The organism is Priestia sp. FSL W8-0524 (assembly GCF_038005965.1).
In the GTDB taxonomy this organism is placed as follows: Bacteria; Bacillota; Bacilli; order Bacillales; family Bacillaceae_H; genus Priestia; species Priestia zanthoxyli.
Genome location: NZ_JBBOUG010000001.1, coordinates 4,267,694 through 4,291,737, shown reverse-complemented (window position 1 = coordinate 4,291,737; position 24,044 = coordinate 4,267,694). Strand labels below are relative to the sequence as shown.

Below are 24,044 nucleotides of genomic sequence, written 5' to 3'. Positions count from 1 at the left end.
ATCAATGACAGCAATTCGTTACGAACATATAAAAACTTGTAAACAAACAGGAGCGCGTTTAGGTATTGTCCACACGCCTCATGGTTCATTTGAAACGCCTATTTTTATGCCAGTAGGCACATTAGCTACAGTAAAAACAATGTCTCCGGAAGATTTAAAAGCAATGGGGGCAGGCATTATTTTAAGTAATACGTACCATTTATGGCTTCGTCCAGGTCATGAAATTGTTAAAAAAGCAGGTGGTCTGCATAAATTTATGAACTGGGATCGTCCTATCTTAACAGATTCAGGCGGCTTCCAAGTTTTTAGTTTAAGCGATTTGCGCCGTATTGAAGAAGAAGGCGTTCATTTCCGCAACCATTTGAATGGAGACAAGCTTTTCCTATCTCCAGAAAAAGCGATGGACATTCAAAATGCGCTTGGGTCTGATATTATGATGGCATTTGATGAATGCCCTCCTTATCCAGCAGAGTATGACTACTTAAAACGTTCAGTAGAGCGTACTAGCCGATGGGCAGAGCGATGCCTTGAGGCTCACAGCCGCCCTCAAGACCAAGGTCTTTTTGGAATTGTTCAAGGCGGAGAGTTTGAAGATTTACGCCGTCAAAGTGCAGCTGATTTAGTATCAATGGACTTCCCAGGTTATGCTGTGGGAGGCCTGTCAGTTGGAGAACCAAAAGATGTGATGAATCGTGTGCTAGAGTTTACGACGCCATACTTGCCAACTGACAAACCTCGTTATTTAATGGGAGTAGGATCACCTGACTCGTTAATTGATGGGGCAATTCGCGGGATTGACATGTTTGACTGCGTATTACCAACGCGTATTGCACGTAACGGAACGCTTATGACAAGTGAAGGTCGTCTTGTTGTTAAAAATGCCAAATATGCAGAAGACTTCGGTCCGATTGATCCAAACTGTGACTGCTACACATGTCAAAATTATTCAAGAGCGTATATTCGCCACTTAATTCGCTGTAATGAAACGTTTGGAATTCGTTTAACATCTTACCATAACTTATATTTTCTGCTAAACTTAATGGAGCAAGTCCGTGAAGCCATTCGCGAAGACCGACTTGGCGATTTCCGCGATGAGTTCTTTGAAAAATATGGGTTTAACGGCCCAGACGCAAAGAATTTCTAGGTCACTACAGGAATTTTCATCAAATTTATGAATGAGTACCTGTTGATAATATAAATAAAAGGAGGAGTTTTCATGGGTGTTTTACAAAATATTTGGCCATTACTTTTAATGTTTGTCATTTTCTATTTCTTGTTAATCCGTCCACAGCAAAAACGTCAAAAAAACGTACAGCAAATGCAATCAGCACTTAAAAAAGGTGATAAGATTGTTACAATTGGCGGTATGCACGGTTTGGTAGAAGCAATCGATGAGTCACAAGTTGTGGTTCGCAGCACTGACGGTTCAAAATTAACATTTGACCGCAATGCTATTCGTGAAGTAAGAAGCGTAGATTAATAAAAAAACGTCACGTACATGTACGTGACGTTTTTTTATGCTTCTCGTGAACCGGCAATGTTTACGCCAACAATTCCCCCGAGAATAGCGACTCCAATAAACCCAGCGTGAAATAAAAGCTGCTGTGCAGAAAACAGGTGACTATAGCCGAGGAATTGGAGCAAAAACATTAAAAAAGAATAAGAAATACCAGTGGCTCCTCCAACAAGCAGTCCCTTTGAACCGTTTCGTCCTCCCGCTATAAATCCTCCGATAAACAGTGTAATAAATGAGAGAATAAGTAAAAATAAACGTACGGACTGTTCTTCAAGCGATGTGAATTTTAAAATAAGCGAAAAGACAATGCTAATCGCTAAAGCCATCACTAAGATTGTTGCTACCCCTGCAAATACAGCGTTGCTCATTCGTTTTGCACCCAACTTGTTTCCCCCTCATGAAATAAAAAGATAGGTGAACCCTTAGTACGAGCATATTCGGGATGACTTCAAAATAGACGCATAAAAGTAAGGCTATTTTAAAATAAATGGTACAAACTACAAGGGAATACATAAAGGAGGTCTTTGCAGTGGAACTATTAATCATGGTTGCGCGAACCGTGCTTTTGTATGTAGTAGTTTTAATTATTTTTCGCGTTATGGGCAAAAGGGAAATAGGAGAGCTGAGCATTTTGGATTTAGTTGTCTTTATTATGATTGCTGAAATGGCAGTAATGGCTATTGAAAACCCAAAAGATCCTTTGCTGTATTCAATTCTTCCGATGTTAACGCTTCTTATTATTCAAATTGGTTTAGCTATATGGTCTCTTAAAAGCAATCGAATGCGAAATTTTATTGATGGTAAACCTAGTATTATCATTGAAAATGGAAAAATAAATGAACATGAAATGAAAAGGCAGCGATATAACTTCAATGATTTGCTTGTGCAGCTGCGAGATAAAAATATAAAAAATGTAGCTGATGTTGAATTTGCTATTTTAGAATCTTCAGGAAGGCTATCCGTGTTTGAAAAAGATCAGCAATCAGGTAAAAAAGGCAATTTGAATTTGCCTTTTATCATTGACGGCGTTATTCAAGAAGAGCATCTGTTGCATGAACATAAAACAACGGAATGGTTAAGGCAGGAGTTAGAGAAACTGGGGCATTCAAACTTAGACAAGATTTCATATTGCAGCTACGACAACGGAAAATTTTTTATAGATTTAATAGATGTGAAACAATAAAACGCGGAGTGCTCCGCGTTTTATTTTCGTTTAAAATAACGTAAAACAGAAAAGCGATTTAATTCTTCTTTTGTTATCAGTCTAAAAAGCAGCAAAAACAGTACATATACAAAGCTTGTCAGTGCAATTGATAAAATGGTTCGTAAGCTTAACGGGATGGAAGTGAAAAGGTTCATATAAGCAAAGTGTCCAATAAAGCCTGATATGCCCATTACAGCAAAGCTGCGAAGATACTCAAACACATGAAGCTTATATGTGATTTTTTTCATGACCGTAGACAGATGTAAAAGAGTGACAAGCATCATTCCCACAACAATTGCAAGGCCAGCTCCCATAATGCCTAGATTGGGCTGAGTTGCGAGTAAGAAGATAAGAGACGTTTTGACCGCTGCTCCTATAAAACTGTTAATCATGGCGGCTTTTGCAAGGTCTAGCGCCTGCAGAACAGCTTGAAGCGGCCCTTGAAAGTAATAAAAGATAAAAAAAGGCGCCATGACTTTGACAAAAATAGCAGCTTTGTCAGAACCATACATCAATTCCATTACCGGATTAGCAAATACATAAAGAACAACAACGGCCAGTCCGCCTGTTACAAACGACAAGCGGAGAGCTTGATGAAGCCGATATTCGATTTGTTTCATTTGATTCTGTGCAAGAGATTCACTGATTGCGGGAACCAAAGAAGTGGATAGAGACACCGTTACAAAAGAAGGCAGCATCAGGAGAGGGAGTGCAAAGCCTGTTAATTCTCCGTACTGCTTCGTTGCTACCGCTGTCGCTACTCCTGCAATTGCTAAACTTTGAGCTACTACAATAGGTTCTAAAAACCAAGAAATTGACCCAATCATGCGGCTTCCTGTCGTGGGAAGAGCGATTCGCATTAAGTCAAGGAACGTATCTTTGCCCGCATGTAAAGAAGCAAAAAATTTTCGTCTTACCGTTATTTTCTTCTTTCGCTTGAACATAAACACCATGTAAAACAGGGAAGCGAGCTCTCCAAATACCGAAGAGAGCATAGCGCCAGCCGCGGCGTACTCAATTCCATAAGGTAAAAATGCTTTTGTACAGACAGCAATTAACGTAATTCGCACCACTTGTTCAATAATTTGAGAATAAGCAGCGGGCTTCATTTGCTGCTTTCCTTGAAAATATCCGCGAATGACAGACGACACGGCGATGATCGGAATAACAGGAATAATCGCAAGCAGCGGATAGATCGTACGTGAATCTGTAAAGAAGGTTTTTGCTACAACGGGAGCGAATAATATTAGTCCGAGCGTAAATAAAACGCTCAGCGTACACGTAATACTTAAAGAGACGACAAGTATTTTTTTTATTTTATGCCTGTCACCTAAAGCTTCTGCTTCTGCCACTAACTTTGAAATGGCAACCGGTAGCCCAAGCTGTGTTAAGGTGATTACTAATACCAGCGTGGGGACCGCCATCATATAAAGTCCCACACCTTCGTCTCCAATCATTCGAGCCACCACAATTCGATTGACAAACCCGAGTACACGTGTAATTAAGCCAGCAATTATTAAAATAATAGTTCCCTGTAAAAATTTAGACATATACTCACTGCTTTCTTGAGGTTTATACAGTGAATATATGCGCCGTCGGTGTCCAAGCATGACAAGTATTCCTCATACGAGAAAGAAATTTTACGCAAAATGTCAAACGGAAAGGAGGATCAATATGACACATCCATTTATTTCAGCTTCGAAAGAACTTATACAGCCTGTCGTATCCAGCAAAATGGAAGAATTTCATATGCTCGGATATGAAGAAGTAACGGAGAACGATTTATTGAGTTATTTGGAAATGAAAAAATGGAAAAAAGAAAAGGAGCTATCTCTCCATCAAGTTGTAAATGATATTTTATCTGTTAAGATCACGCAGGTGATGAGCTATGTAACCATTGAATCTTATAAATCTGATATGTTCTCAAGTGTTAATAATGGAGAAGACTGGAAAGAATTATTAAAGTAGAGTTTGTAAAATACATGTATTAAAATTTGATAAGGTCTTTATTTGACAGACATTAGGTTATGAATGATAATTAGATTGGTCATTTATCTATTGTTATCATTTCATGTTTTTTACATAAGAAGGAGGATTTTCTGTCGATGGTTAAAAGAGGACGTATCGTTGCCTTTTTCCTCTTAGTACTGCTTGTGTTTAGTACAATCGGAACAACGATGACTGGAATTACAAAAGATATTAAACTTGGCCTCGACCTTCAAGGTGGATTTGAAATTTTATATAAAGTCAGTCCAGCTAAAAAAGGCGATGTCATTGACAAAAAGGCACTTAACAGCACGGTTGAAGCGCTGCGTCAACGTGTCGATGTACTGGGAGTTAGTGAGCCCAGCATTCAAATTGAAGGAAACGACCGCATCCGTGTTCAGCTAGCTGGTGTCACGAATCAAAAGCAAGCCAGGGATCTGTTATCAACTCAAGCAAACTTAACGTTCCGTGACGTGAACGATAAGGTGCTGATGGATGGTACAGACTTAGCGCAAGGCGGGGCAAAGCAATCGTTTGACCAAAGCAATCAGCCTAGCGTCTCACTAAAGTTAAAAAATGCGAAAAAATTTGAAAAGATTACGCGAGAGCTTTCTCAAAAACCAGCACCTAACAATTTAATTGTCATTTGGCTGGATTATGAAGAAGGAAAAGACTCGTACCAAAAAGAATCAGCAAAACAAAATCCGAAGTACCTGTCTGCAGCTTCTGTTAGCAGCGTGTTAACACAGCCAGATGTTGAAATTTCAGGTGGAAACTTCACAGTGAAAAGTGCAACGCAGCTGGCGGAATTACTAAACGCCGGGTCGCTGCCAGTTAAATTAGATGAGCTATACTCTACATCCGTTGGAGCGCAGTTTGGAGAAGAAGCTCTTCATACGACTATACTAGCGGGTATTATCGGCATCGGAATTATTTTCCTTTACATGCTGTTTTTCTACCGTTTACCGGGGCTTATTGCCGTTATTACACTCAGTTTTTATATCTACTTAAACTTAGTTGTATTTGACTGGATGCACGTGGTTATGACGCTTCCAGGGATTGCGGCTCTTATTCTCGGCGTAGGTATGGCAGTAGATGCGAATATTATTACCTACGAGCGGATTAAAGATGAACTGAAAACAGGAAGGTCTGTTATATCGGCTTACCGGGCAGGAAATCGTCGCTCACTTGCGACCATTTTTGATGCCAATATTACAACAATGTTAGCGGCTCTTGTACTGTTCTTTTATGGTCAAAGTTCAGTAAAGGGATTTGCAACAACATTAATGATCGGGATTGTGCTAAGTTTTATTACGGCCGTATACGGTACGCGTTTATTAATGAGCCTTTTAGTAAACAGCCGCTGGTTTGATAAAAAACCAGGATACTTTGGCGTAAAGAAAGAGCAAATTCACGATTTAAGCAAAGATGACGGCACAACCGTTTTACCTACAGCGTGGGATAAAATTGACTTTGTTAAATACCGTAAAGCGTTCTTCACATTCTCAAGCGTGCTCGTGATTATCGGTATTATCTCGGTTGCTGTGTTTAGGCTGAACCTCGGTATTGACTTTACGAGCGGAACTCGTATAGAGATTCCAGCAAATCATACCGTTACGCAGGCTGAGATACAGCGTGAAATGAAGTCTCTTGATATCAAAACGGATGACATAGTTATTACAGGAAAAAGTAATGATACGGGTGTCGTACGTGTAGTTGGGGTCTTGAATAAAAAAGAAATTGCCAATTTAAAAGACCACTTTAAAGACAAATACGGTTCTGAACCAAACGTAAGCACCGTTTCGCCGACAGTTGGAAAAGAACTGGCGAAAAATGCAATGATGGCGATCGTGATTGCTTCAATTGGAATTATCATCTATGTAACGATTCGATTCGAGTTTTACATGGCGCTTGCAGCCGTGCTTGCTCTGTTGCATGATGCGTTCTTTATCGTTACGGTCTTTAGCTTAACAAAGTTAGAGGTAGATTTAACGTTTATCGCCGCTGTCTTGACGATTGTTGGTTACTCAATTAACGATACAATCGTTACGTTTGACCGCATTCGTGAAAACATGCAGAAATTCAAATCCAAAACGTTCGACGATTTGGCATTTATCGTAAATCTAAGTTTACGCGAAACGTTTACTCGTTCGATGAATACCGTGTTAACAGTTGTGATTGCAGTTGTAGCACTTCTTGTATTCGGAAGTGAGTCCATTCAAAACTTCTCAATTGCCCTGTTAGTAGGTTTAATTCTTGGTGCATATTCATCTGTGTTTATTGCTGCGCAGCTATGGCTTGTGTGGAAAGGTAAACAGTTGAAGCGTGAGGAACAAAAAGAAGTAGAAAGCAAGTAATTCAAAAACGTGCGAAGTGTTCGCACGTTTTTTTTGTACGTGAAAATTTAAGGCGCACTGTCAGAAAAATATGCTTATTTTCTTTCGTTGCTCCATTTCATCCACTCTAGTATAATAATGTGGGTTAAGGGGTGAAGAGACATGTTACAGTCAAAAAAACGTTGGAATGTTCAAGAATGTGATGAACAACTTGTTAATGAATTTGTAGAAAACCTCAATATTACACCTCTAGTAGCTTCGTTATTACTTAATAGAGGCATGACAACAGTAGAAGCGGCACGTGAGTTTTTACACGTTGATGCACAAACGTTCCACGATCCGTTTTTATTGCACGATATGGACAAAGCAGTAGCTCGTATTCAGCAAGCAATTGATCATAATGAAAAAATTATGATTTATGGAGATTACGATGCGGACGGCGTCAGCAGTACTTCAGTTATGTTATCTGCTTTACAGCAGCTCGGCGCTGATACTGATTTTTATATTCCTAATCGCTTTACAGAAGGTTATGGGCCGAATAAGGCAGCATTTGATAAAATAAACGCAGGCGGCTATCAGCTGGTGATTACGGTAGACACAGGTATTTCGGCAGTCGAAGAAACGGCGTATGCACGTGAATTAGATTTTGATTTAATTATTACTGATCACCACGAGCCGGGTCCGGTTTTACCCGATGCGTATGCAATTATTCATCCAAAGCTTCCGGGAAGTACATATCCATTTAAAGAACTGGCAGGTGTAGGAGTGGCTTTTAAACTCGCTCATGCGCTGTTAGGAGAGCTTCCGGAACATTTGTTAGAACTAGCAGTGATTGGGACGATTGCTGACTTAGTTCCTTTAGTCGACGAAAACCGCTTAATTGCTCGCAAAGGTCTTGACTATCTCAAGCTCACGAAGCGTACTGGAATTGAAGCGCTGCTGAGCGTATGTGGAGTAAAACGCGAAGAAATTACTGAAGATACAATTGGATTTGCCATGGCTCCTCGCATTAATGCAGTAGGACGTCTTCAAGATGCTGATCCAGCTGTTCATTTGCTTATGACAACAAATGCTGAAGAAGCAAAAGGTTTATCTAAAGAAATTGATGCGTTAAACAAGGAAAGGCAGCAAATCGTAAATGATATTACGGAAGAAGCCGTTGAATTTGTTGAAAGTATGTATCCTCCGGATGAAAATAGCGTTCTTATTGTAGAGGGAGAAGGATGGAATGCAGGCGTTGTTGGAATTGTTGCTTCTAGGCTCGTAGAAAAGTTCTACAGACCAACAATTGTATTAAGTGTTGACTCTGAAAACCATATTGCTAAAGGTTCAGCAAGAAGTATCCAAGGCTTTGACTTATTCGCGAACTTATCTAAATGCCGTGACATTTTGCCGCATTTTGGAGGGCATCCAATGGCAGCTGGCATGACGTTAAACAGCGAGGATGTAGAAGAACTGCGCAGACGCCTTAATGAACAAGCAAGCAACGTGTTAACTCAACAGGACTTTATTCCAATTACATCAGTTGATACAGTATGCAAAACAGAGGAAATTACGCTGGAAAACATTGAACAAATGAGTGCGCTTGCTCCATTTGGTATGCATAATCCGAAGCCAAAAGTTCTCATTAAAGATGTTCATACAACATCTATGCGGAAAATTGGCGCGAATAAAAATCATTTAAAACTCGTATTTGAAGACAGCGGTGTATCGGTTGATGCAGTAGGATTTGGGTTAGGCTATATATTAGATGAAGTATCTCCTATAGCTAAGGTATCATTAGTAGGTGAACTATCTATTAATGAGTGGAACAATATGCGCAAACCGCAGCTGATGGTAGAAGATATCTCTGTAGATGAGTGGCAGATGTTTGATTATCGCAGCGCGGTTGATGTCAAACGTTTCTTTGAACAGGTATTCACAGATCAAATGAAAGTTGTTGCTTTTCACGATTCAACAATTGATAAATACAAGTCGATGCTGCCGATGGAACATGTTGTTCTTATTCAAAATGAAGAACAGGCAAAAGCATGCATGTTTGCAGGAGAACAGATCGTTTTATTAGATTTGCCTCCGTCACAGAAGTGGCTTGAAGCTTTGTTTGTCCAAGGTATTCCTTCTAGGATATACGCTATTTTCTTAACGGAAGAAGACCATTATTTTGATACAATCCCAACTCGCGATCACTTTAAATGGTTCTACGGCTTTTTAGCGAAAAAGGGTCCTTTTGATTTAAAACGCTACAAAGAAGATTTAGCAATTCATAAGGGCTGGTCGAAAGAAACGATTGATTTTATGGCAAAGGTGTTTTTTGAGTTAGAATTTGTTACAATAAACAATGGCTTAATTTCGTTAGTGAAAAATTCTACGAAACGTGATTTAATAGAATCTGCGACTTATCGCCAAAAGCAGCAGCAGATTGAAATAGAAAAAAACTTTATTTATACGTCATATGTACAGCTTAAAAATCAATTTCAAGATATTTTTAAGCGTTCGATTGAATGAGGAGGCAACATTAGAATGAATTTTAAAGATTATATTACAATTGTACCTGACTGGCCAAAACCAGGTATTACATTTAAAGATATCTCAACATTAATGGATAACGGTGACGCATACCGTGCCGCAACGGATGAGATTGTAAAATATGCCAATGATAAACAAGTTGATATTATCGTAGGACCGGAAGCTCGCGGATTTATCGTTGGTTGTCCAGTAGCATATGCGTTAGGTATCGGCTTTGCACCTGTTCGTAAAGAAGGAAAATTACCGCGTGAAGTAATTAAAGTAGATTACGGTTTAGAATACGGTAAAGACGTATTAACGATTCACAAAGATGCAATTAAGCCAGGTCAGCGCGTGTTGATTACAGATGATTTATTAGCAACAGGCGGTACAATTGAAGCGACAATTAAGCTTGTTGAAGAATTAGGCGGAATTGTTGTTGGAGCTGCGTTCTTAATTGAACTTTCTTACCTTGACGGCCGTGACAAACTAGACGGTTACGATGTATTCACATTAATGACGTATTAAGAAGAACGATCACATAAAAAAGAGTACCTGATACAGGTGCTCTTTTTTCGTTAAAAAACGTGAATACGTAAAATGGAAATGATGTAAATTTCATAAATTAGACGCAAAGGCTTTACATCCTTGGATTTTTTCAAGATAATAGTTACAATATGAATTAAAAATGCTAGTTGATAAAAGGTGATTTCATGGCAAATGAGCAAGTCCTAACAGCGGAACAGGTCATTGACAATACGAAGCGATATTTAAATGAAGAAGACGTGGCTTTTGTACAAAAAGCATATGATTTTGCAAAAGAAGCTCACAAAGAACAATATCGCAAGTCGGGTGAACCATATATTATCCACCCGATTCAAGTCGCAGGAATTTTAGTTGATCTAGATATGGATCCAGCAACAATTGCAGCTGGATTTCTACATGATGTGGTCGAAGATACAGAGATAACACTAAAGGATTTAGAAAAAGCTTTTAACGAAGAAGTAGCAATGCTAGTAGACGGCGTAACGAAACTTGGAAAAATTAAATATAAGTCTAAAGAAGAGCAGCAGGCTGAAAATCACCGCAAGATGTTTGTGGCAATGGCTCAAGATATTCGAGTCATACTGATCAAACTTGCGGATCGTCTTCATAACATGCGTACGCTGAAGCATTTACCGCAGGAAAAGCAGCGACGCATTTCAAATGAAACGCTTGAAATTTTTGCTCCTCTTGCTCATCGTCTTGGTATTTCAAAAATTAAGTGGGAGCTTGAAGATACAGCTTTACGTTACTTAAATCCTCAGCAATATTATCGCATTGTCAATTTGATGAAGAAAAAGCGTGCGGAACGCGAGCAATATTTGGCTGAAGTTATTGATGAAGTTCGTGAGCAAGTAGATGAAGTGTCGATTAAAGTTGAAATTTCAGGACGTCCAAAACATATTTATTCCATTTATCGTAAAATGGCACTGCAAAACAAGCAGTTTAATGAAATTTACGATTTACTAGCTGTGCGCATTATTGTAAATAGTATTAAAGACTGCTATGCGGTGTTAGGGATTATTCACACGTGCTGGAAACCAATGCCAGGACGTTTCAAAGATTATATTGCGATGCCAAAACAAAATATGTACCAGTCTCTTCATACGACGGTTATCGGACCAAAAGGTGATCCGTTAGAAGTTCAAATTCGAACATTTGACATGCACCAAATTGCTGAGTATGGAATTGCTGCTCACTGGGCTTACAAAGAGGGAAAAACAGCTGAGCATGCTTCATTTGAAGAAAAGTTAACGTGGTTTAGAGAAATTTTAGAATTTCAAAATGATGCAAACGATGCAGAAGAGTTTATGGAATCTCTAAAAGTTGATTTGTTTTCTGACATGGTTTATATTTTTACGCCAAAAGGCGACGTCATTGAGCTTCCTTCGGGTTCTGTTCCAATTGATTTTTCCTATCGTATTCATTCTGAAATCGGAAACAAAACCATTGGAGCAAAAGTCAACGGCAAGATGGTTACGCTTGATTACCGTTTGAAAACGGGGGACATTATCGAAATTTTGACGTCTAAGCATTCATATGGTCCAAGCAAGGACTGGTTAAAGCTTGCTCAAACGTCTCAAGCCAAAAATAAAATTCGCCAATTCTTTAAAAAGCAAAGCCGCGATGAAAATATTGAAAAAGGCAAAGAGCTGGTTGAAAAAGAAATTCGTCAAATGGAGTTTGACTTAAAAGAAGTATTAACAGCTGATAATATCAAACGAGTAGCGGAGAAGTTTAATTTCTCAAATGAAGATGATATGTATGCAGCTATTGGATATAACGGATTAACTGCGGCTCAAGTAGCTAATCGTTTAACCGAGAAGTGGAGAAAGCAGCGCGATCAAGAACAAGAGATCCAAATTGATGACATTGCACGCGACACTGCGGCTAAACGTGTTCGCCAGCATAAACGAAAAGATTCCGGTGTTATCGTACCGGGTGTAGAGAACATGCTGATTCGCTTGTCTAAATGCTGTAATCCAGTTCCCGGAGATGAGATTGTTGGTTTTATTACAAAGGGGCGGGGAGTATCTGTTCATAGAGCAGATTGTTTAAACGTTCACACAGATGATGCTGAAAGCCGTCTTATTCCTGTAGAGTGGGAAACACATATTAAAGAAGGCAAAGAGTTTAATGTGGAAATTGAAATTTCGGGCTACGACCGTCGAGGCTTACTAAATGAAGTTCTGCAGGTTGTAAACGAGACTAAAACGAATATTTCAGCCGTTTCAGGAAAATCGGACCGAAACAAAATGGCTACGATTCATATGTCAATTTCTATTCATAACATCAGTCATCTTCATAAAGTGGTCGAGCGCATTAAGCAGCTTCGAGACATTTATTCAGTTCGCCGAATTATGCATTAAGAAAGGTCGTTATACATGAGAGTAGTCGTACAAAGAGCAAAGAGTGCAAAAGTAACTGTTGCAGGCGAGACGGTCGGCGAGATTGAGCACGGATATATGCTTTTAGTCGGTATTACCCACGAGGATACTGAAGCCGATGCAGAGTATGTAGCAGACAAAATTGTAAATTTGCGAGTGTTTGAAGATGAGTCTGGCAAAATGAATTTGTCGCTTCTAGATGTAGAAGGAGAAATTTTATCGGTATCTCAATTTACGCTTTACGGAGATTGCCGAAAAGGCAGAAGACCAAACTTTATGGAAGCTGCTAGGCCAGATCATGCTGTAACGATTTACAACTATTTTAATAAAGTATTATCAGGAAAAAATATTCGAGTAGAAACCGGCGCATTTGGCGAAATGATGGACGTATCATTTACGAATGACGGACCGGTCACACTTATTGTAGAAAGCAAAGAAAAAACGCAGGCTCACAGATGAGTCTGCGTTTTTTCTTTGTTTTGAAAGTAGTGATTTAATCCTTCAGCGATAGCGGATGTAATCATTTGCTGATAACTGATGGAATTAATATACGTTTCTTCCCGTTCGTTGCTTAAAAAGCCCAGTTCAATTAATGTACTCGGACGTGTATTTTCGCGAAGAACATAATAGTTTCCAAATCGTTCTCCTTTGTCTTTCAATTTTGCATGTTCAATGAGTGACTGATGAATAGAATGTGTGAGTGGACTGTCCTGATGCTGATGATAATAATACGTCATAAGGCCAGTTAGCTGTGAGCTGTTCGTACTGTTGTAGTGAACGCTTATAAAAGCATCTGCTTTAGTCGATTGCAGCGTGCGCTGTGAAAGCAGAACGTACTCATCACGGGTGCGGGTTAAAATGACGTGTGCGCCTTCTTTTTGAAGTTTGTTTTGTAAAATCAGCGCTGTTCGGAGAGTGAGATCTTTTTCATATGTGCCCTGTGTGCCGATGGCTCCTTTGTCTTTTCCTCCATGGCCTGCATCAATAATAATGGTTTTGCCCTTTAGGTGCTGCAAGCTTTTACTCAGCGTATAAACAGGCTGGCGCTGCGCTACTTGCATGCTAGGCTGAACGCTGCGGAGCGCTACGGTTTTCGTGAATTTTTTAAACACCCAGCCTTGAATACCCGAGCTTTCTACATAATACCAATCTCCTTGACGGTCTGAAACGGATAGTCTTGTATTCTTCGTCAATTTATTTGTAATTGAAAATGAACGTCCTGGACCGCTGCGTACATGAAGAGAGTCAGCTGTTACAACAATGGGTTGATGCACCGGTACATTTGGGCGCTCAAATGAGGAAGAGCACAGTAACAAAAGGATACTTGCAGCCAAAACAGATACAGACTTCATGTTAAGATGGCGAATAGATAGACCTCCTTTTTATAACAAAATAGAGTATTCGATGAAAAGAAAAAAAATCCTTTCTCTTATGTAAAAACATCTTTTTTGGGCAATGCTAATAAAAGGATAAGTAAGTGTAGGCAGGGAGGAAGAAACGATGAAGTTTAGTGAAAAAGGTGAACAATCATTTCAGCAGGTAAATCCGGTATTTGGCATTCATTTTCATGATTTTATTGATAGAGAAAGTGAAGCTTCATCCCTTGAATTGGCTTCTGAATTTGGTTTAACGCTTCGAGATATTCAGAAACTAAGAAAACAATTAGACCGCTCTTAACATGAAAGGTGCTTGACAACTGCTCATTTCATTCGTAATATAGAAAGCAATTGCTAAATTAAAATGAATGTATAACATTTTTATATTGATAAGCCAAAGATCGAGAAAAGTAGTAAAGATGACACATGGCTAGAGAGGAAATGTCTTAGGCTGAAAGCATTTCTACATGATGACTTTATGAAAGAACACTCAGGAGGCTTCACTCTGAAAAGGGAAACTTAGTAGGAGATGAACGTGTTCGTGCGTTAACGAAATGAGTGGAAACATGTCATATGTTTCAATTAGGGTGGTACCACGTGAGATTAACTCTCGTCCCTACTATGGAAAAATAGTAGAGGCGAGAGTTTTTTTGTATTGTAAATTTTAAATATAGGAGGCATATCACGTTATGTCAGTTCAAATACCTAGAGGCACACAAGATATTTTACCGGGCAAAGTAGAATATTGGCAGTTTGTTGAACAGCGAGCAAGAGAAATCTGCCGTGCGTTCAACTACCAAGAAATTCGTACACCAATGTTTGAACACACTGAATTATTTTTGCGCGGAGTGGGAGAAACAACGGATATCGTGCAAAAAGAAATGTACACATTTAAGGATCGAGGCGACCGCAGCTTAACACTTCGTCCAGAAGGAACAGCTGCAGTTGGACGATCATTTGTTTCAAATAAAATGTTTGGAAATCCAACGCAGCCAACAAAGCTGTTTTATATCGGTCCTATGTTTCGTTATGAACGCCCTCAAGCGGGACGTTTCCGTCAATTCGTTCAGTTTGGCGTAGAAGCATTAGGGGTAAATGATCCAGCTATCGACGCTGAAGTTCTTGCCCTGTTAATGAGCTTTTACCAATCGCTTGGATTAAAAAAATTAAAGCTGGTTGTTAACAGTTTAGGAGATACAGAAAGTCGTCAAGCTCACCGTCAAGCACTTATCGATCACTTTGCACCTCGCATCGGAGAGTTTTGCAGCGACTGTCAAAGCCGATTGGAGAAAAATCCTCTTCGTATTTTAGATTGTAAAAAAGATCGTGACCATGAACTGATGGCTACAGCGCCGTCTATTCTTGATTATTTAAACGACTATTCAAAAGAATATTTTGAAAAAGTACAGCAGTACTTAACCGATTTAGACATTGACTATGTTGTAGATCCGACGCTAGTACGCGGGTTAGATTATTATAATCACACAGCATTTGAACTAATGAGTGAAGCAGAAGGATTTGGCGCCATTACAACTCTTTGCGGCGGAGGCCGTTATAATGGGCTGATTCAAGAAATCGGCGGACCTGAAACACCAGGTATCGGATTCGCTTTAAGCATTGAACGCTTATTATCTGCATTGGAAGCAGAAGGAATTGAGCTTCCGGTAGAAACTGGCGTAGATTGCTATGTAGTGACAATGGGCGATGAGGCGAAAGAAAAATCTGTTTCAATTGTAAATACGCTTCGACGTGCAGGTTTTGTAGCAGATAAAGATTATCAAGATAAAAAAATGAAAGCTCAGTTCAAAGCAGCCGATCGTGTACAAGCAAAATTTGTTGTTGTTCTAGGTGAAGATGAGCTAGCAAAACAAGTTGTAAACGTAAAGAATATGGAATCTGGCGAACAGCAAGAAGTATCAATTGATCAATTGGTTAGCTATTTGCAGGAACAAGTATAAGGGGGAACCATGATGACAAAACGTTCATACTACTGTGGAGATGTAACAGAACAAGCAACTGGCGAAACAGTTCTATTAAAAGGATGGGTTCAAAAGCGCCGTGATTTAGGCGGATTAATTTTTATTGATTTACGCGACCGCGGCGGAGTTGTGCAAGTTGTATTTAATCCTGAAAAATCTGCTGAAGCGCTAAAAATTGCTGAAGATGTACGTAATGAATTCGTACTGGAAGTGCAGGGAACTGTTGTAGCTCGTGAAGAGGGAACCGTTAACCCGAACTTAAAAACAGGTAAAATTGAAGTTCACGCTGAGCAAATTACGGTGTTGAATAAAGCCAAAACACCTCCTTTTGCCATTGCGGATCAAACGGAAGTATCAGAAGATGTTCGATTAAAATATCGTTATTTAGATCTTCGACGTTCTGAAATGTTTAACACGCTTAAAATGCGCAATGACATTACAAAAACAATTCGCGACTTCTTAGATCAAAATGACTTTTTAGATGTTGAAACACCTATTTTAACAAAAAGCACGCCAGAAGGTGCACGTGATTATCTTGTGCCGAGCCGCGTACACGAAGGTGAGTTTTATGCTCTTCCTCAATCACCGCAAATCTTTAAGCAGCTGTTAATGGTAAGCGGAGTTGAGCGTTATTATCAAATTGCTCGCTGCTTCCGCGATGAGGACTTGCGTGCAGATCGTCAGCCTGAATTTACTCAAATCGATATTGAAACATCATTTTTATCTCAAGAGGACATCATGACAATGACGGAAGAAATGATGTCTAAAGTAATGAAGCGCGTAAAAGATTTAGATGTAACGACGCCTTTCCCGCGCATGTCATATGATGAAGCGATGAGCCGCTATGGTTCAGATAAGCCGGATACACGTTTTGAAATGGAGCTAGTCAACTTATCAGAGCTTGTGAAAGACTGCGGGTTTAAAGTATTTAGCGCAGCAGTTGAAAACGGCGGAGAAGTAAAAGCGATTAACGTAAAAGGTGCCGCTTCTAGCTATTCACGTAAAGATATCGATGCTTTAACAGAGTTCGTGAAAATTTACGGTGCTAAAGGGTTAGCATGGCTGAAAGTTGAAGCAGACGGCTTAAAAGGACCTATTGCAAAATTCTTCAACGAAGATGAGCAAAAGCAATTTGCTGAAGCTCTTCAAACGGAAGAAGGAGATTTACTTTTATTTGTAGCTGATAAAAAGTCAGTTGTAGCAGATGCACTTGGCGCTCTTCGTCTAAAGCTTGCAAAAGAACAAGGGATTATTGATGAAACGAAATTTAACTTCCTATGGGTAACAGATTGGCCTCTTCTTGAGCATGACGAAGAAGACAACCGTTACTACGCGGCTCATCATCCATTCACAATGCCAGTTCGTGAAGATTTACCAATGTTAGAAAGCGATCCTGGACAAGTCCGTGCACAAGCATATGACTTAGTGTTGAATGGTTACGAACTTGGCGGAGGATCTTTACGTATTTATGAGCGTGATATTCAAGAAAAAATGTTTAAAACGCTTGGATTTACATTAGAAGAAGCATATGAGCAGTTCGGTTTCTTACTTGAAGCATTTGAATACGGTACTCCTCCTCACGGCGGAATTGCGTTAGGTCTTGACCGTTTGGTTATGCTTTTAGCAGGACGTACAAACTTGCGCGATACAATTGCCTTCCCTAAAACAGCAAGTGCAAGCTGTCTATTAACAAACGCACCTGGTGAAGTAAGTGAAGCGCAATTAGACGAGCTGCATTTGCAGGTAAAAAAGCAAAAAACAGAAGCGTAATCGATTAAACCATCTGTTAAATCGAGCCTGTCACTGGAGCACGACAGGCTCGATTTTTTTTGTTTTACTTATTAATTGCAAAGTGATTTTTTCTGTGATAAGATACTTTCAAGAACTAAATAGTCCTGATGTGTTCGTCCTTAATCCAGTTTTGACCGAACAATTTTTTGCTTGGGAGCTCGGAGTTTTTAACGAGCGTACATGCCTCATCTTGAGGACTTACAATGGTTAAAGCAGAGCACCCACCTGCCGAGAGCGGGTTCAAAACGAAGGCACTCGAGACAGCACGATCGGGACTAGCATACATATAAGAAATCCTCTATGTAATGATTTGCATAGAGTTTTTTTATGGAGAAATAACGAATGCTCATGTTCGTTTTGCTAAAAATATGGTATAGTCAATTTCGTTGTTTATTTGAATTAATCATACACGTTGGTGTATTTAATAGAGGAGTGTTTTAACATGTTGCATCAGTTTTCGCGTAATGAACTGGCGATAGGAAAAGAAGGGTTAGCTACTTTAAAAGGCAGCACGGTTGCTATTTTAGGGATAGGAGGAGTAGGGTCGTTTTCTGCTGAGGCTTTGGCTCGGTCAGGAGTAGGTCGTTTAATTCTTGTAGATAAAGACGATGTTGATATTACAAACGTAAATCGTCAAATTCATGCGCTGCTTTCGACGGTAGGTCAGCCCAAGACAGAATTAATGAAACAGCGTATTTTGGATATTAACCCAGACTGTGACGTCGTTTCTCTTCAAATGTTTTATACGGAAGAAACGTATGAAGAGTTCTTTAGTTACAAACCGGACTTTGTAGTGGATGCATCCGATACGATTTCGTATAAAATTCATTTAATGAAAGAATGTTTAAAACGTGATATTCCGATTATTTCAAGTATGGGTGCTGCGAATAAAATGGATCCAACACGTTTTAAAATTGCAGACATTTCAAAGACGCATACAGATCCGATTGCAAAAGTGGTTCGTACTCGTCTGCGTAAAGAAGGAATTCGCAAAGGAATTAACGTCGTTTTTTCTGATGAACGTCCAATCGTTATTCGCGAAGAAGTTCGCAAAGAAGTAGGAAACGATCAAGCGCAAATTCGAAAAGCGAAAATGCCCCCATCTTCTAATGCTTTTGTTCCATCTGTAGCGGGATTAATTATGGGCGGTCATGTTATCAATGAATTATTAAGTAATATTAAGATTCGCCGCGTAGGTGATCAATAAAAAGAAGGCTATCGCAGCCTTCTTTTTTTTATGGAAATATCTGTTCTATTTATGCTTTGGATGGAATCTTCTGTTTGATATGTATAAAAAGTACTAATAAATTGAAAAATATGGCTTGATGGTGAATTTACACTGTAGTAAAAAAAGAGATTTATGTAAATTTATTTAACGCTTTATTTACATAAAATTTACGTTTTGGCTTTCTTTCTGTTGTATCTTCTACAGTAATATTCAGAAAGTCTTATATATCAAGGGTTTTGATAGAAATAAGAAAAAATAAACCCCAAATAAGTAAGTTTACAGTAACTTAAAATTCACTTCATATAAAGACAACAATCTACTCGTATAATGTGTCTTGTACCTGTTGTTCGAGTACAAAGGACTAGTACTAATTACACATATATTTATTGGAGGGTAATGTAATGAAAACGAAGGGTTTTAAAGTAACATTAGCAGCTTTTTTAATGGTAGGAGCACTAGCAGCATGTGGTAAAGACGGAGCAAGCAACGACAGTGGTTCGGGCAGCAAAGAAGAAGTGTCAGGTACGTTAACAGCGGCGGGATCTACAGCTTTACAACCACTTGCAGAAGAAGCAGCGAATGGAATTACGGAAAAATATCCAAACCTTTCAGTAACGGTACAAGGTGGAGGTAGTGGAACTGGTGTTAACCAAGTAGCATCAGGAGCAGTTGACATTGGAAACTCTGACGTTCCAGCAGCCGATAAAATCGAAGATAAATCAAAAGCAGATAAACTTGTCGATACGAAAGTAGCGGGCATTGGGTTCGCACTTGTTGTAAATAAAGATGTAAAAGTAGAATCGTTAACAAAAGAGCAAATTCAAAAGATTTTCTCTGGTGAAATTAAAAACTGGAAAGAAGTTGGCGGAAACGACGAAAAAATTAACGTAATCAACCGTCCAGCATCATCTGGTACACGTGCTACATTTGAGAAAACATTAATGGGTGACGCAAAAGTAAATGACAGCGTTGGTACAGCTCAAGATTCAAACGGAGCGGTTGAGCAATCAGTAAACTCAACTCCAGGAGCAGTAAGTTACCTTGCTATGTCGTATTTAATTGGCGATAAAAAAGAAAGTTTAAAAATGCTTAATATTGATGGTGTGGAGCCAACAACAGAAAATATTGTTTCTAAAAAATATCCGTTCTGGTCTTATGAGTACATGATTACAAACGGTGAGCCAAAAGATGGTGCAAAAGAGTACATTGATTATGTATCTGGTAAAGACTTTGCTAAGCAAGTAGAAGATATGGGCTATATCCCAATGACTGAATTCAAAAAATAAAAGTGTTTTTAAAAAGAATAGGGCTGACTAACACAGTCAGTCTTATTCTATTTGAATGTTAATAAAGTATATAGCAAATAAAAAGAAAAGCGAATATATACTGAATATGTAAGGAGACAGAGCGATGAAGGGGAAAAAATCCATTAATTATGTAAAAAGCGAATACATTGGCCGTACGCTTTCTACATTTTGCGGTATTTTAATTGTACTTGTTACGTTAGCTATTATCGTATTTATTTGTGAAAAAGGCATACAGTCATTTTTACAAAGCAATATATCAATCGGTGAAATGTTGACTTCAACAAAATGGAGCCCAAACAATAAAGAATACGGGGCACTTGTGTTTATTCTGGGTTCAATGCTTGTATCAATCGGAGCCGTTATTATAAGTGCTCCAATTGGAATTGCTATTGCCATTTTTAACAACTATATTTCGCCTAAATTTGGGTCAACGGTTTTACGACCGGTTTTAGAGCTTTTAGTCGGAGTTCCTTCAGTGGTATACGGCCTTTTAGGGGTTACCATTTTAGTGCCGCTTCTTCGCGATAACTTCGGCGGAGTGGGCTTTAGTTTGATTGCCGGAATTATTGTCTTAAGCGTCATGATTCTTCCGACAATTGCAAGTATTGCTGACGATGCAATTCGAAGCGTAGCACCTGAATATTTAGAAGCTTCTTATGGACTAGGTTCAACAAGATGGCAGGCAATTAGCCGAGTTATTATTCCATCTGCTAAAACAGGTATTTTAACAGGTATCGTGTTAGGGCTTGCCCGTGCATTCGGAGAAGCGCTAGCTGTGCAAATGGTTATCGGAAATACGGTTAAGCTTCCTGAAAGCTTATACAGCCCAACGGCAACATTAACAGGTATTTTAACAATGGATATGTCTAATACGTTAAACGGAACGGCATGGAATAACGCATTGTGGACGTTAGCCATGATTTTACTGCTTATTTCTTTCGTGTTCATTTTAATTATCCGAGCAATTGGGAAACGAGGTGCTCATCAATGAGAAACAAAAATGCACGCACAGTAAATAATATATGGACAGGTATTTTTTATGGCATTGCCGCTCTAGTTGTGGCGCTATTAGTGTATTTAGTTGTTGAAATTATCGCCAAGGGCTGGGGATTTTGGGATCCGAACTTTTTATTTGGAAAGCCAAGCAATACGATGGCAGGTGGCGGTATTGGACCGCAGCTGTTTAACTCGTTTTACATGCTTGTTTTAACGCTGATCATTTCTATTCCTCTTGGTTTAGGAGCCGGAATTTACTTAGCGGAGTACGCGAAGCAAGGTCGTTTCCTAAATTTCGTCCGCTTATGTATTGAGACAATGGCGTCATTACCGTCCATTGTAGTTGGTTTATTTGGATTATTAATTTTCGTCACATTTTCAGGCTGGGGCTATACGCTTATCGGCGGAGCACTTGTGATTACAATTTTAAATTTACCGGGTTTAACGCGCGTATGTGAAAGTGCGATTGCATCTGTTCCTGCGAGTGTAAAAGAAGCGAGTTTAGGCTTGGGTGCGACTAAATGGCAAACAATTGTCAAAGTAGTGATTCCATCAGCGATTCAACAAATTATCACGGGCGTTATTTTAACAGCGGGACGAATCTTTGGAGAGGCAGCTGCGCTGATTTATACAGCTGGCTTAACGACGCCGATGTTAAATTCAAATGCCGACTTAACGAGTCCTGTAAACCCGTTTAATATTTTTCGACCAGTGGAGACGCTTGCCGTCCACATTTGGAAATTAAACTCTGAAGGAATTGTACCTGATGCGAGATTGATTGCAACAAAGTCAGCTGCTATTCTAATCATTATGGTTCTGTTGTTTAATATCATCGCTCGTTTAGTAGCAAAACTTTTAGACAGCTACTTTAAAGGTTCAACAAAAACGAAAAAACGAAAAGACGTTAAAAGTGCAGCTTAATAGATAAAGACAAAAAAGAAAATGGCTTTGAAACTGAGCAACAGTTTCAGCCATTTTCTTTTTTTAATGTCTCTAAACGATTGAAAACTTTTGAAAAGTATTTTTCTTGTCCATTTTGTTTAGGATGAAAATATTGTTTGTTTTTGATGCGATCCGGTAAATACTGTTGAAGGACCCATCCGTTATCAAAATCATGCGGGTATTGATATTCAACGCCTCGTCCAAGGTTCTCTGCTCCTTTGTAATGAGCATCCTTCAAATGAATGGGAACGTCGCCGGACAACCCTTTTTTAATATCACTTATCGCTTCATCTAATGCTTTGTAAGCAGCGTTGGACTTCGGTGATAGGCAAAGCTCAATAACGGCGTTTGCAAGCGGGATGCGTGCTTCTGGAAGTCCTAATCGCTCAGTTGCTTGAATAGCTGCTAGTGTCCTCATGCCGGCATCCGGATCAGCTAGTCCAATGTCTTCATAGGCAATGACTAAAAGGCGACGATTGATGCTGATCAAGTCTCCTGCTTCAATTAGCCGTCCCAAATAATGAAGAGCGGCATTTACGTCGCTCCCGCGAATCGATTTTTGAAAAGCCGATAATACATCATAGTGAGCGTCACCATTTTTATCATGTGAAAAATACTTTTGCTGCAGACATTCTTCTGCCGTTTGTAAGGTAATAACGATTTTACCATCGCTTTCACTTGTTGATAAAACAGCTAGTTCCAGAGCATTCAAAGCCGAGCGCACGTCACCGTTACAGCTGTTGGCAAAGTGGTTCATGGCGTCATCTTCTACGACAATTTTTCTATCCCCAAATCCATTGGATGAGTCGTTGAGTGCTCTTGTTAGCGCCATTTTGATATCATCTGGCGTAAGAGATTTTAATTCGAAGATTTGGCATCTGCTTCGAATAGCAGGATTAATCGCGTGATAAGGATTGCTTGTTGTCGCTCCGATTAGAATGATCATGCCGTTTTCTAAATAAGGAAGCAAAAAGTCTTGCTTGGCTTTGTCAAGGCGATGAACTTCATCTAGCAGAAGAATTACTTTGCCTGACATTTTGGCCTCTTCGGCGACAATTTCCATATCTTTTTTATTGTTTACAACGGCATTTAACTGACGAAACGCCGTGTTGGTTGTTTTTGCAATAGCTGTGGCAATTGTTGTTTTCCCGACGCCTGGAGGCCCATATAAAATCATCGAGCTTAAGTGATTTGCTTTTACCATTCGATAAATCATTTTATCTTTGCCAACTAAATGCTGCTGCCCGATAACGTCATCTAAATGAGTCGGACGCATTCGAAATGCGAGAGGTTTTGTAGACATGTTTTTCTCCTTTCTTTTCTTTCACTGTATCACAAGAGGTGAATAGGTGGTGGAAATTTATCTTATAGGCATAGTATGTTATAATATCAACAGTTACATTTGCAAGAAACGCGTATAGAGAAGTTCATATAGCTTAGTAAAAAACGACTCATCACAGCATTCAGTGACAACGTGAGGGTCTTATTTTTTTCATAAATAAAAAAAGTGTATTGAAGGAGTGTATCGTATGAAAATTTCAACAAAAGGACGCTACGGTTTAACGATTATGATTGAGCTTGCGAAGCGCTTTGGAGAAGGTCCTATCTCGCTTAAAACTATTGCTCAAACGCATGATTTATCTGAACATTATTTAGAACAGCTTATTTCACCGCTGCGTAACGCTGGGCTTGTAAAAAGCGTGCGCGGAGCTTATGGAGGTTACATCTTGGCACATGAACCTGCTAACATTACTTCTGGCGATATTATTTCCGTTTTAGAAGGTCCTATTAGTCCTGTAGAAGGAATTGAAGATGAAGAGCCTGCAAAACGCGAGCTGTGGATTCGTATTCGAGATGCAGTTAAAGAAGTGCTAGATAGTACAACGCTTGAAGATTTAGCAAATCATTCTGATGATGATCAAGCGTCTTATATGTTTTATATTTAATA

At 39.3% G+C, this 24,044-nt stretch carries 21 protein-coding genes, 1 other RNA gene and 1 other annotated feature; of the genes, 18 read left to right on the top strand and 4 right to left on the bottom strand.

The annotated features are described in order from the left end of the window. Window positions 1-4 precede the first annotated feature (4 nt). Complete coding sequence (gene tgt / locus NST66_RS22460) at window positions 5-1,144, top strand: tRNA guanosine(34) transglycosylase Tgt (protein WP_013059317.1); 1,140 nt, start codon at window positions 5-7, stop codon at window positions 1,142-1,144. Window positions 1,145-1,216: 72 nt separating this feature from the next. Beyond that, a complete protein-coding gene (gene yajC / locus NST66_RS22455) occupies window positions 1,217-1,480 on the top strand; it encodes a preprotein translocase subunit YajC (RefSeq protein ID WP_028411695.1) in 264 nt (87 codons plus the stop codon). Between the two features lie 35 nt (window positions 1,481-1,515). On the opposite strand, the gene NST66_RS22450 is transcribed toward yajC, so the two are convergent. After that, window positions 1,516-1,899 carry a TIGR04086 family membrane protein gene (locus tag NST66_RS22450; RefSeq protein ID WP_340843700.1) on the bottom strand — a complete coding sequence of 128 codons (384 nt, stop codon included), beginning with the start codon at window positions 1,897-1,899 and terminating at the stop codon, window positions 1,516-1,518. A gap of 146 nt (window positions 1,900-2,045) precedes the next feature. On the opposite strand from NST66_RS22450, the gene NST66_RS22445 reads away from it, so the two are divergent. Beyond that, a complete protein-coding gene (locus NST66_RS22445) occupies window positions 2,046-2,699 on the top strand; it encodes a DUF421 domain-containing protein (protein WP_028411694.1) in 654 nt (217 codons plus the stop codon). Window positions 2,700-2,719: 20 nt separating this feature from the next. Here the strand turns inward: NST66_RS22445 and spoVB are convergent, their stop codons facing one another. Further along, on the bottom strand, window positions 2,720-4,330 hold the full coding sequence (gene spoVB / locus NST66_RS22440) for a stage V sporulation protein B (protein WP_028411693.1): 1,611 nt from the start codon (window positions 4,328-4,330) through the stop codon (window positions 2,720-2,722). A 64-nt stretch (window positions 4,331-4,394) separates the two neighbouring features. Here spoVB and NST66_RS22435 point away from each other — a divergent pair, with 64 nt between their 5' ends. The 6 genes from NST66_RS22435 to dtd all read left to right on the top strand — a co-directional run bounded on the left by NST66_RS22435 (window position 4,395) and on the right by dtd (window position 12,936). After that, a complete protein-coding gene (locus NST66_RS22435) occupies window positions 4,395-4,688 on the top strand; it encodes a post-transcriptional regulator (RefSeq protein ID WP_028411692.1) in 294 nt (97 codons plus the stop codon). A 137-nt stretch (window positions 4,689-4,825) separates the two neighbouring features. Beyond that, complete coding sequence (secDF, locus tag NST66_RS22430) at window positions 4,826-7,063, top strand: protein translocase subunit SecDF (protein WP_033579659.1); 2,238 nt, start codon at window positions 4,826-4,828, stop codon at window positions 7,061-7,063. 141 nt (window positions 7,064-7,204) lie between these two features. Next, window positions 7,205-9,547 carry a single-stranded-DNA-specific exonuclease RecJ gene (gene recJ, locus NST66_RS22425; protein ID WP_340843699.1) on the top strand — a complete coding sequence of 781 codons (2,343 nt, stop codon included), beginning with the start codon at window positions 7,205-7,207 and terminating at the stop codon, window positions 9,545-9,547. Window positions 9,548-9,562: 15 nt separating this feature from the next. After that, window positions 9,563-10,075: an adenine phosphoribosyltransferase gene (locus NST66_RS22420; RefSeq protein ID WP_013059309.1), complete on the top strand. Its 513-nt coding sequence runs from the start codon at window positions 9,563-9,565 to the stop codon at window positions 10,073-10,075. A gap of 185 nt (window positions 10,076-10,260) precedes the next feature. Then, complete coding sequence (locus tag NST66_RS22415) at window positions 10,261-12,459, top strand: RelA/SpoT family protein (RefSeq protein WP_013059308.1); 2,199 nt, start codon at window positions 10,261-10,263, stop codon at window positions 12,457-12,459. Window positions 12,460-12,474: 15 nt separating this feature from the next. Further along, entirely contained in the window at window positions 12,475-12,936 is a 462-nt protein-coding gene (dtd, locus tag NST66_RS22410; protein WP_047749812.1) for a D-aminoacyl-tRNA deacylase, read from the top strand. Here dtd and NST66_RS22405 read toward each other — a convergent pair. Further along, a complete protein-coding gene (locus NST66_RS22405; protein ID WP_223546263.1) occupies window positions 12,927-13,811 on the bottom strand; it encodes an N-acetylmuramoyl-L-alanine amidase in 885 nt (294 codons plus the stop codon). The genes dtd and NST66_RS22405 overlap by 10 nt on opposite strands. Window positions 13,812-13,977: 166 nt before the next feature. On the opposite strand from NST66_RS22405, the gene NST66_RS22400 reads away from it, so the two are divergent. From NST66_RS22400 to pstA, 8 genes are all read left to right on the top strand, one after another. Further along, the gene (locus tag NST66_RS22400) at window positions 13,978-14,154 is read left to right on the top strand and encodes a hypothetical protein (protein WP_013059305.1); all 177 of its coding nucleotides are present in this window, start codon (window positions 13,978-13,980) and stop codon (window positions 14,152-14,154) included. An 87-nt stretch (window positions 14,155-14,241) separates the two neighbouring features. Further along, window positions 14,242-14,474: a binding site (T-box leader), on the top strand. Window positions 14,475-14,542: 68 nt separating this feature from the next. Continuing rightward, window positions 14,543-15,811 (top strand): histidine--tRNA ligase, encoded by a 1,269-nt coding sequence (gene hisS, locus NST66_RS22395; RefSeq protein ID WP_028410586.1) that lies wholly within the window; start codon window positions 14,543-14,545, stop codon window positions 15,809-15,811. Window positions 15,812-15,823: 12 nt separating this feature from the next. Next, window positions 15,824-17,602 carry an aspartate--tRNA ligase gene (aspS, locus tag NST66_RS22390; protein WP_013059303.1) on the top strand — a complete coding sequence of 593 codons (1,779 nt, stop codon included), beginning with the start codon at window positions 15,824-15,826 and terminating at the stop codon, window positions 17,600-17,602. Window positions 17,603-17,721: 119 nt separating this feature from the next. Continuing rightward, window positions 17,722-17,903: non-coding RNA, 6S RNA (gene ssrS / locus NST66_RS22385), on the top strand. A 162-nt stretch (window positions 17,904-18,065) separates the two neighbouring features. After that, complete coding sequence (locus tag NST66_RS22380) at window positions 18,066-18,830, top strand: tRNA threonylcarbamoyladenosine dehydratase (RefSeq protein ID WP_028411687.1); 765 nt, start codon at window positions 18,066-18,068, stop codon at window positions 18,828-18,830. A 422-nt stretch (window positions 18,831-19,252) separates the two neighbouring features. Next, a complete protein-coding gene (locus tag NST66_RS22375) occupies window positions 19,253-20,137 on the top strand; it encodes a phosphate ABC transporter substrate-binding protein PstS family protein (protein WP_033579664.1) in 885 nt (294 codons plus the stop codon). 124 nt (window positions 20,138-20,261) lie between these two features. Beyond that, on the top strand, window positions 20,262-21,149 hold the full coding sequence (gene pstC, locus NST66_RS22370) for a phosphate ABC transporter permease subunit PstC (RefSeq protein WP_013059300.1): 888 nt from the start codon (window positions 20,262-20,264) through the stop codon (window positions 21,147-21,149). Next, window positions 21,146-22,075, top strand: a complete 930-nt coding sequence (pstA, locus tag NST66_RS22365) for a phosphate ABC transporter permease PstA (protein ID WP_340843698.1) — start codon at window positions 21,146-21,148, stop codon at window positions 22,073-22,075. Before pstC ends, pstA begins: the two co-directional genes overlap by 4 nt. A 46-nt stretch (window positions 22,076-22,121) precedes the next feature. Here pstA and NST66_RS22360 read toward each other — a convergent pair whose 3' ends face one another. Continuing rightward, window positions 22,122-23,399 (bottom strand): replication-associated recombination protein A, encoded by a 1,278-nt coding sequence (locus NST66_RS22360; protein WP_033579665.1) that lies wholly within the window; start codon window positions 23,397-23,399, stop codon window positions 22,122-22,124. Window positions 23,400-23,625: 226 nt separating this feature from the next. On the opposite strand from NST66_RS22360, the gene cymR reads away from it, so the two are divergent. Then, complete coding sequence (gene cymR, locus NST66_RS22355; protein WP_013059297.1) at window positions 23,626-24,042, top strand: cysteine metabolism transcriptional regulator CymR; 417 nt, start codon at window positions 23,626-23,628, stop codon at window positions 24,040-24,042. The last annotated feature ends 2 nt before the right edge of the window (window positions 24,043-24,044 follow it).